This window comes from Candidatus Thermoplasmatota archaeon (assembly GCA_029907305.1).
Classification (GTDB): Archaea; Thermoplasmatota; E2; order DHVEG-1; family DHVEG-1; genus JARYMC01.
Genome location: JARYMC010000075.1, coordinates 1 through 7,706 on the forward strand (window position 1 = coordinate 1; position 7,706 = coordinate 7,706).

The following is a 7,706-nucleotide window of genomic DNA, read 5'->3' on the forward strand; positions in this document are numbered from 1 at the left end:
AGCAGGATTCACTGATCATATTTGGACAATTAATGAGGTGATGAACTATAAAATTTAATCATTTTATGACACTAGGAGATTTTTTGGTTATATAGTAATTAAGGGTTATTCAGTTTTTAGAATAGATATAAAACAGACTATTTAGCTGATTATTTTTATCAAATAGTAAGCTATAATCAATTTTAGATTTGGAATAGATAAAAGTTTTATATTATAATTACATATCATTATATATAATTACATATAGTTAAAAAGGAAAAAAGTGATAAAAAATGACAGAAGAAAAAGATGATAAAAAATACACAACAATATCAATACCAACACCACTAGCAGAAAAAATAAAAAAACGGATACAAGGAACAGGATTCAACTCACTATCATCATACGTAACATACGTACTACGAGAAGTCATATCAGGCACAGAAGAAGAACCAGAAGAAGCATTCAGCAAAGAAGACGAAGAAAAAATAAAAAACAGACTAAGGGCACTAGGCTATCTAGACTGAGGCGAAAAATTATGCCAAAACCACACGGCGGAAAACTTGTAGACAGACACATAAAAAGAAAACCATCAGAAGTAGCAGATTTACCAAAATTTGAAATAAACACAAATCTAGCAGAAGATATAGAAAACATAGCCAAAGGAGTGTTCTCGCCGCTAGAAGGTTTTCTCTGCAAAAATGATCTAGAAAACGTTATAAAAGAAAAAAGACTGGAGAATGGGACTCCGTGGACTATACCGATTCTGTTGGATTTCGACAAAAAAGAAATAAAAGATCTGAAAGAAGGAGACCAAATATTACTCACAAACACAGAAACAGGTGTTCATTCTATACTAGACATCGACGAAATCTATACATTCGATAAAAAAACACTGGCACAATCAGTATATGGTACACAAGATACAAACCACCCTGGAGTCGCAAATGTAAACAACATGAAACAATTTTTACTTGGTGGAAAAATAACACTTCTTGAAAGTAAAACTAGGGAATTTGATGAATACAACCTTACACCAAAAGAAACACGTTTCCTGTTCAAAGAAAAAGGATGGAAAGAAATCGTTGCATTCCAAACAAGAAACCCGCCACACATCGGTCATGAATATGTCCAGAAAACAGCATTAACATTCGTAGATGGTATATTCATAAACCCAATTATTGGGAAGAAAAAGAAAGGAGATTTTACAGACAATGTTATACTTGCAGCATATGAAACATTAATGAAATACTATTATCTAAAAGAAAGAGCAGTCATGTCAATTCTTCGAACATCAATGAAATACGCCGGTCCACGCGAAGCAATACACCATGCAATCATGCGGAAAAACTTTGGATGCACCCATTTCATTATAGGACGAGACCATGCAGGCATAGGTAATTACTATGGCCCCTACAATGCCCATATGATATTCCAGGAATTCCCCGACTTGGGTATAACACCTGTTTTCTTTAAATCCTTCTTCAGATGTACAAAATGCGACGCAGTGGTAAACGAAAAAATATGTCCTCATGAAGAAAAATATCACATCAACTTCAGCGGAAAAAAGATAAGGGAACTACTTATGAACGGCGAAATACCACCAGAAAACATGATGCGAAAAGAGGTATCAGAGACCATTTTGAAGTTCGATAAACCATTTGTGGAATAAAGGGAAAGATCATGTTGGAAGAATTACAGGGCCAAGGACTTATGGTACATCATTGGGATACTGATGGTATCTGTTCCGCGAGACTTTTATTAGAAAAATTATCTAATAAAAAAATCGAAAACAAAACACCTATTCTAGGTAACTATTTTTTAACAGACAAGGAGTTAAAGAATTACTCAAAATATGATTTTATCATTGTCGTAGATATGTCGTTGCCTGAGGATAACATAAAAAAGTTAGCAGAAAAATCTAAAATATTAATATTTGACCATCACTTGGGATCAGAAATAAGAGAAGTTTTTCATCACAATCCAGTTGTTAAAGGAGGAAATCCAGATGAATATCCATCAGCAAGCTGGATTATCAACAAATTCCTTGGTAATGATGTAAACCTATTTGCACTACTCGGTGTTGTTGGAGATCACGAGCAGAGAATAAAAAACAACAAATTATTCTATGAAATAATAACAGATTTTTGTCAGAAAAATAATCTAAGTTTTGACAATATGCTAAAAATTGTTTATCTTTTAGATTCCAACTACAAACTAGGTGATAAAAAAGCTGTGGAAAAAGCACCGCACCTTTTACTTACCTATAATGATGCTGATGAAATACTAAAAAATGAAAAATGGAACAAAAATCTTATAACACTCAACGATGAAATCGAAAAACAAATTGAAAAACCATCCAAAGAAATACAGGGAATGATTCTTAAAAAGATTAATACAAAATACAACATTATATCAACCGTAACAAGAAAAATTGCTTGGGATACAGGAAAAGACACCATCGTCATAAATACAGGATTCTTTGACGATAAAGATCAAATATATGTGAGAAGTAATAAAAATTTAGAACCATTGATTGAACAAGGCAAATCATTGGGATACAAGTGTGGGGGGAAAAAAGAAGTCTTTGGAGTAATAACACCCAAAGACAAAACCGATTCTTTTGTAGAAAAAATATTGGTTTTTCTAAAACAAAGGTGATAAAAAAATGGAAAAGAAAAAAGCAACAAATGTCGTATGGCACACACATAAAGTAAGCAGGGAAGAAAGAGAATCACTTTTAAAACAAAAAGGTGTGGTACTATGGTTCACGGGTCTCTCTGGAAGCGGTAAATCTACCGTTGCAAATGAGGTGGCCTATAAATTACATGAAATGGGGTATCTATCATATGTTCTTGATGGAGATAACATCCGCCATGGACTGAATAAGGATCTAGGTTTTTCTCCCCGGGACAGAAAAGAAAACATCAGGAGGATATCTGAAGTAGCAAAACTTTTTTTTGATGCAGGTTTAATTACTATAACCGCCTTTATTTCTCCATATAAAATAGATAGAAATTTCTGCAGAGAATTAGTTGGCAAAGGAAGATTTTTAGAGATTTATACAAAAGCATCCATTGAAACCTGCGAAAAAAGAGACACCAAAGGTCTCTACAAGAAAGCAAGAGAAGGACTTATCAAAGATTTTACCGGTATAAACGCTCCATATGAAGAACCTGAAAAACCTGAGATGATACTTTATACAGATAAAGAAACTATTGAAGAAAGCGCAGAAAAAGTAATAAAAAAATTAGAAGAACTAGGATATATAAAATAAAGTGGTTAGCATGAAGCTAGATGAAAAAATCAACTACATCGTATCAGGACTAGAACGATCTGGTACATCAATGATCATGCAAATACTACAAGCTGGTAGTATACCAATAGCCTATGACACAAAAAGACAATCAGATGAAAACAACCCCAAGGGGTACTATGAACTAGAAGGCGGAAAAATAATAAACAAACTAATAGACAAAACACTACCATTAGAAAAATACAGAGGCAAATTCATAAAAATAACAGCATATGGACTAAAATACCTACCACCAGGAAAATACAAGATAATCTACACAGAAAGAAACATAGAAGAAATACTAGACTCAATGGAAAAAATGACTGGTAAAAAAGACGAAAAACGAGAAGAAACAAAAAAAGTTTTCACAAAACTAAACAACACCATAAAAAAAATGATGACAAATAGAGACGACATAGAAGTACTATACATAAACTACAACAACATAATATCAAACCCTGAACAAAACATAAGAGAGATAATAAAATTCCTTGGGTTATCAGATAAAAACATTACTCAGATGATACAAACTGTTGACAAAAAACTATACAGACAAAGAAGATATACATAGAAGAAAAACATGATTTTCCCCTATCTTTTATCAATTTTTATTGAGAAAACGTAAAATATGCGAATAAAGCTTACATCCAAAAGGAGATTTTAAAATATGAAGGCAGTAATATTAGCCGCAGGTGAAGGAAAAAGACTCAGACCATTTACTGAAACCATGCCAAAGGTGATGCTACCAGTCTGTAACAAACCAATACTAGAACATGTTTTTGATGCCGTTAAAAAAAGTGGTATAAACGAAATCATAGTAGTAGTTGGATATAAAAAAGAAGTCATAATGGAATACTTCAAAGACTACAATGACATAAAAATAAAATATGTGGTACAAGACAAACAACTAGGAACAGCTAATGCGCTACTAAAAGCAAAAAACCACATCAAAGACGCATTCATAGTTTTATCAGGAGACAACATCATTGACCAAAACAGTATATCAAACCTGATCAAAGACAAATCAAAATACTCCATGCTTATAAAAGAACACCCCCACCCCTCAAAATACGGCGTGGTATTCCTAGAAAAACAATCACTTAAACAAATCGTAGAAAAACCAAAAGAAGAAATCGGTAGATTCATATCAACAGGCATATACAAACTACCAAAAAACATATTCAACAAAATAGAAAAACTATCTAAACAAGGCATACACGACCTATCTTCTGTCATACAATCAATAGTTGAAGACGGAGAAAACATAAACACAATCATCGCTAAATCCTGGATGGACATAGTATACCCATGGGACCTAATATCTGTAAACGAGCTAATGATCACAGATGCAGGCTCATCCAAAGCAGGACTAATAGAAAAAAACGTCACAATAAAAGGAAACGTATCAATTGGAAACTACACAAAAATATACTCAGGATCCTACATAATAGGACCAGCAATAATAGGAGAAGGATGCGAAATCGGACCTAATGTTTGCATATTTCCATCAACCACCATAGGCAACAACTCCATAATCCACCCATTCTCTGAGATTAGAAACAGCGTTATAATGAATGATGTACATATAGGCTCAAACTCATTTATATCACACTCAATCATAGCAAGAGGAACAATAATAGGCAACAATTTCTCAGGGTACGCGGGCAAAGCAACAATAGAAACAGAAGATGAATTCAAAAAACTAGAAGTCATAGGAGCTATGATAGCAGAAGACTGCAACATAGGACCCCATAACGTTGTAGAACCAGGAACCATAATAGGCAGAAAATGTGAGACTACACCAATGAAAACCATAAATAAAAATATATCAACTGGAATCAGAGTGATGTAAAATTGTGTGGAATAGTTGGGTATAACGGGTTTAGAGACGCAGATAAAATACTCATCGACTGCCTTAAAAAACTCGAATACCGTGGTTACGACTCAGCAGGAATAGGAGTAATAGGGAAAAAATTACAGATCTTCAAAGACGTTGGAGAAATATCAAAACTCGAAAAAAAAATACCCCACATCGAAGGCTGCATTGGGATTAGTCACACCCGCTGGGCTACAATGGGTGCGGTCACCAAAGAAAACGCCCACCCTCATCTAAGCAGCAACAAAAAAATCGCTGTGATACACAACGGGATAATAGAAAACTACAAAAAACTGAGAGAAGAACTTGAAAAACAGGGTGTTAAATTTAGATCACAGACAGATTCAGAGATAATCGCTCATTTGATAGAAAAAAATTACAATGGCAACTTAGAAAACGCGGTTTTTCAAACTCTTAAAAAACTAAAAGGCTCATATGCTATCGCTGTTATATGCGAAGATGAGCCTAATAAACTAGTTGGAGCTAGAAACGAGAGCCCACTTGTTGTCGGAATCGGGGATAACGAAAACTTTCTTGCATCAGACATACCTGCATTACTTAAATACACAAATCGGGTGATTTTCATTGATGACGGCGAAGTATGTGTACTCACTAAAAACTCAGTTAAAGTATTTAACAAGAACAAAAAAGAAGTAAAAAAGAAAGAAGAATTAATAGAATGGGACATAAAGGATGCTGAGAAATCTGGTTTCCCGCATTTCATGCTGAAAGAGATATATGATCAACCAGACACCATAAATCAGGCTCTAAGAGGAAGGATATCGGAGATAGAGAGATCAATAAACTTTCCTGATAACGTGGAAAAACTACTAAACAATAGCCTTGATTCTATATATATTGTGGCATGTGGCACCTCATTTTATGCAGGTTTAGTTGGAAAATATTTAATAGAGCAACTAACAGGCATACCTGTTTCTGTTGAACTATCATCTGAGTACAGATATTTTGGGACAAAAAAAGAAACCTCGCTAGTAATAGCTATAACACAGTCAGGTGAAACAGCTGATACCTTAGCTGCTTTGAGAGAGGCTAAGAGCTCAGGGTGCAAAACACTGGTAATCACAAACGTCATCGGTAGCACAGCTATTAGGATCGCAGATGGCTATATCCTCACTCAGTCTGGTCCAGAGATAGGAGTAGCAGCAACAAAGACATTCATTTCACAGATAATAGTCTTATTTTTAGTTGCATTAAAAATCGGCTCAATCAATAATAAAGTAGGTTCAGACGAGTTATACCAGTATATGCTTCATCTTAGAGATTTGCCAAAACAAGTTAGAGCGATACTTGATAGAAGTGATGACATAATAGATATCGCGAAACAAATTAAAGACTCACAATCAATTTTCTTCATTGGTCGCGGGATAAACTACCCACTATCCCTAGAAGGTGCCCTTAAGTTAAAAGAAATATCATATATCCATGCGGAGGGTTTTGCTGCTGGTGAGCTAAAACACGGTCCATTTGCGCTCCTAACAAAAAACACACCAGTTGTAGCAATAGTAACCAGGGATTTCACCTACGATAAAATGCTTGCGAACATAGGTGAAGTAAAAACCAGGGGACCAATGGTGATTGCTATAGCTGATGAAAACGACACAGAAATCGACAAATATGCAGATTTTATCATCAGATACCCATCTAACCAGACGATGCTATCCTGTATAACCATCACAGTTCTACTGCAGCTTCTAGCGTATCATGTTGCGAACCTAAAAGGTTGTTCTATAGATAAACCACGTAACCTCGCTAAATCTGTTACAGTTGAATAAAAAAATTTGGAGATAGTGAAAGATATGAAATGTGTAATCCTTGCCGCAGGTGAAGGGAAAAGAATGCGCCCCTTAACCTACACTAGGCCGAAGGTTATGCTACCAGTAGCCAATAGACCTATACTGGAATGGAACCTAGTGAATGCAAAAAATGCTGGTTTAAAGGATTTCATCTTTGTAGTTGGTTACAAAAGCGAGATGGTTAGAGACTATTTTGGTGACGGCAAAAAATGGAAGGTAAACATAGAATATTTAAATCAGGGGAAACCACTAGGTACTGCACACGCAATTGGGATGACGGAGCATTTTGTTAACGATTTCATTGTTTTATGCGGGGACACAATTTTTGGTAAAAACGACATAAAAAACATTATGAAAAAAGGAATGAAAATAGGATTAGTAGAAGTAGAAAACGCAAAAGAATACGGCATTATTGAATTAAAAGGAAAAAAAATCAGCAAAATCCATGAAAAAATGGATGAGCCATTTTCAAAAATAATAAACGCAGGCATTTATCATTTCAACAGAAAAATCTTCAATTTTATCAAAAAAACAAAAAAATCATTACGAGGGGAATACGAGATCACAGATTCTATAAACATGCTTTTGGAAAAAGAAACAATAGCTGGTGTTTCTCTAAAAGAATGGAGAGATGTGGTTTATCCATGGGATTTATTTGATGCAAATGAAGAAATATTGAAAAAAATTGATAAAAAAATAGAAGGTGAAATTGAAAAAAACACAAAAATTAAGGATAATGTCG

At 34.4% G+C, this 7,706-nt stretch carries 8 protein-coding genes; all 8 read left to right on the forward strand.

Annotated elements, in window-relative coordinates:
* Positions 1–272 precede the first annotated feature (272 nt).
* Entirely contained in the window at positions 273–506 is a 234-nt protein-coding gene (locus tag QHH19_05960; GenBank protein ID MDH7517870.1) for a CopG family transcriptional regulator, read from the forward strand.
* Between the two features lie 8 nt (positions 507–514).
* Positions 515–1,651 carry a sulfate adenylyltransferase gene (sat, locus tag QHH19_05965; GenBank protein MDH7517871.1) on the forward strand — a complete coding sequence of 379 codons (1,137 nt, stop codon included), beginning with the start codon at positions 515–517 and terminating at the stop codon, positions 1,649–1,651.
* A gap of 11 nt (positions 1,652–1,662) precedes the next feature.
* A complete protein-coding gene (locus tag QHH19_05970) occupies positions 1,663–2,640 on the forward strand; it encodes a DHH family phosphoesterase (protein MDH7517872.1) in 978 nt (325 codons plus the stop codon).
* 7 nt (positions 2,641–2,647) lie between these two features.
* Positions 2,648–3,256, forward strand: coding sequence for an adenylyl-sulfate kinase (gene cysC, locus QHH19_05975; protein MDH7517873.1), 609 nt, complete (start codon positions 2,648–2,650; stop codon positions 3,254–3,256).
* A gap of 10 nt (positions 3,257–3,266) precedes the next feature.
* Positions 3,267–3,845, forward strand: coding sequence for a sulfotransferase (locus QHH19_05980; protein MDH7517874.1), 579 nt, complete (start codon positions 3,267–3,269; stop codon positions 3,843–3,845).
* A gap of 96 nt (positions 3,846–3,941) precedes the next feature.
* On the forward strand, positions 3,942–5,126 hold the full coding sequence (locus QHH19_05985) for a sugar phosphate nucleotidyltransferase (protein ID MDH7517875.1): 1,185 nt from the start codon (positions 3,942–3,944) through the stop codon (positions 5,124–5,126).
* 2 nt (positions 5,127–5,128) lie between these two features.
* A complete protein-coding gene (gene glmS, locus QHH19_05990) occupies positions 5,129–6,943 on the forward strand; it encodes a glutamine--fructose-6-phosphate transaminase (isomerizing) (protein MDH7517876.1) in 1,815 nt (604 codons plus the stop codon).
* A gap of 24 nt (positions 6,944–6,967) precedes the next feature.
* A partial coding sequence (locus tag QHH19_05995) for a sugar phosphate nucleotidyltransferase (protein ID MDH7517877.1) occupies positions 6,968–7,706 on the forward strand: 739 nt, incomplete at its 3' end.

Excerpts from the sequence above, each read along its gene's own strand:
- QHH19_05960 (MDH7517870.1), top strand. The coding sequence starts at position 273 with ATGACAGAAGAAAAAGATGATAAAAAATACACAACAATATCAATACCA.
- cysC (MDH7517873.1), top strand. The coding sequence starts at position 2,648 with ATGGAAAAGAAAAAAGCAACAAATGTCGTATGGCACACACATAAAGTA.
- QHH19_05985 (MDH7517875.1), top strand. The coding sequence starts at position 3,942 with ATGAAGGCAGTAATATTAGCCGCAGGTGAAGGAAAAAGACTCAGACCA.
- QHH19_05970 (MDH7517872.1), top strand. The coding sequence starts at position 1,663 with ATGTTGGAAGAATTACAGGGCCAAGGACTTATGGTACATCATTGGGAT.
- QHH19_05980 (MDH7517874.1), top strand. The coding sequence starts at position 3,267 with ATGAAGCTAGATGAAAAAATCAACTACATCGTATCAGGACTAGAACGA.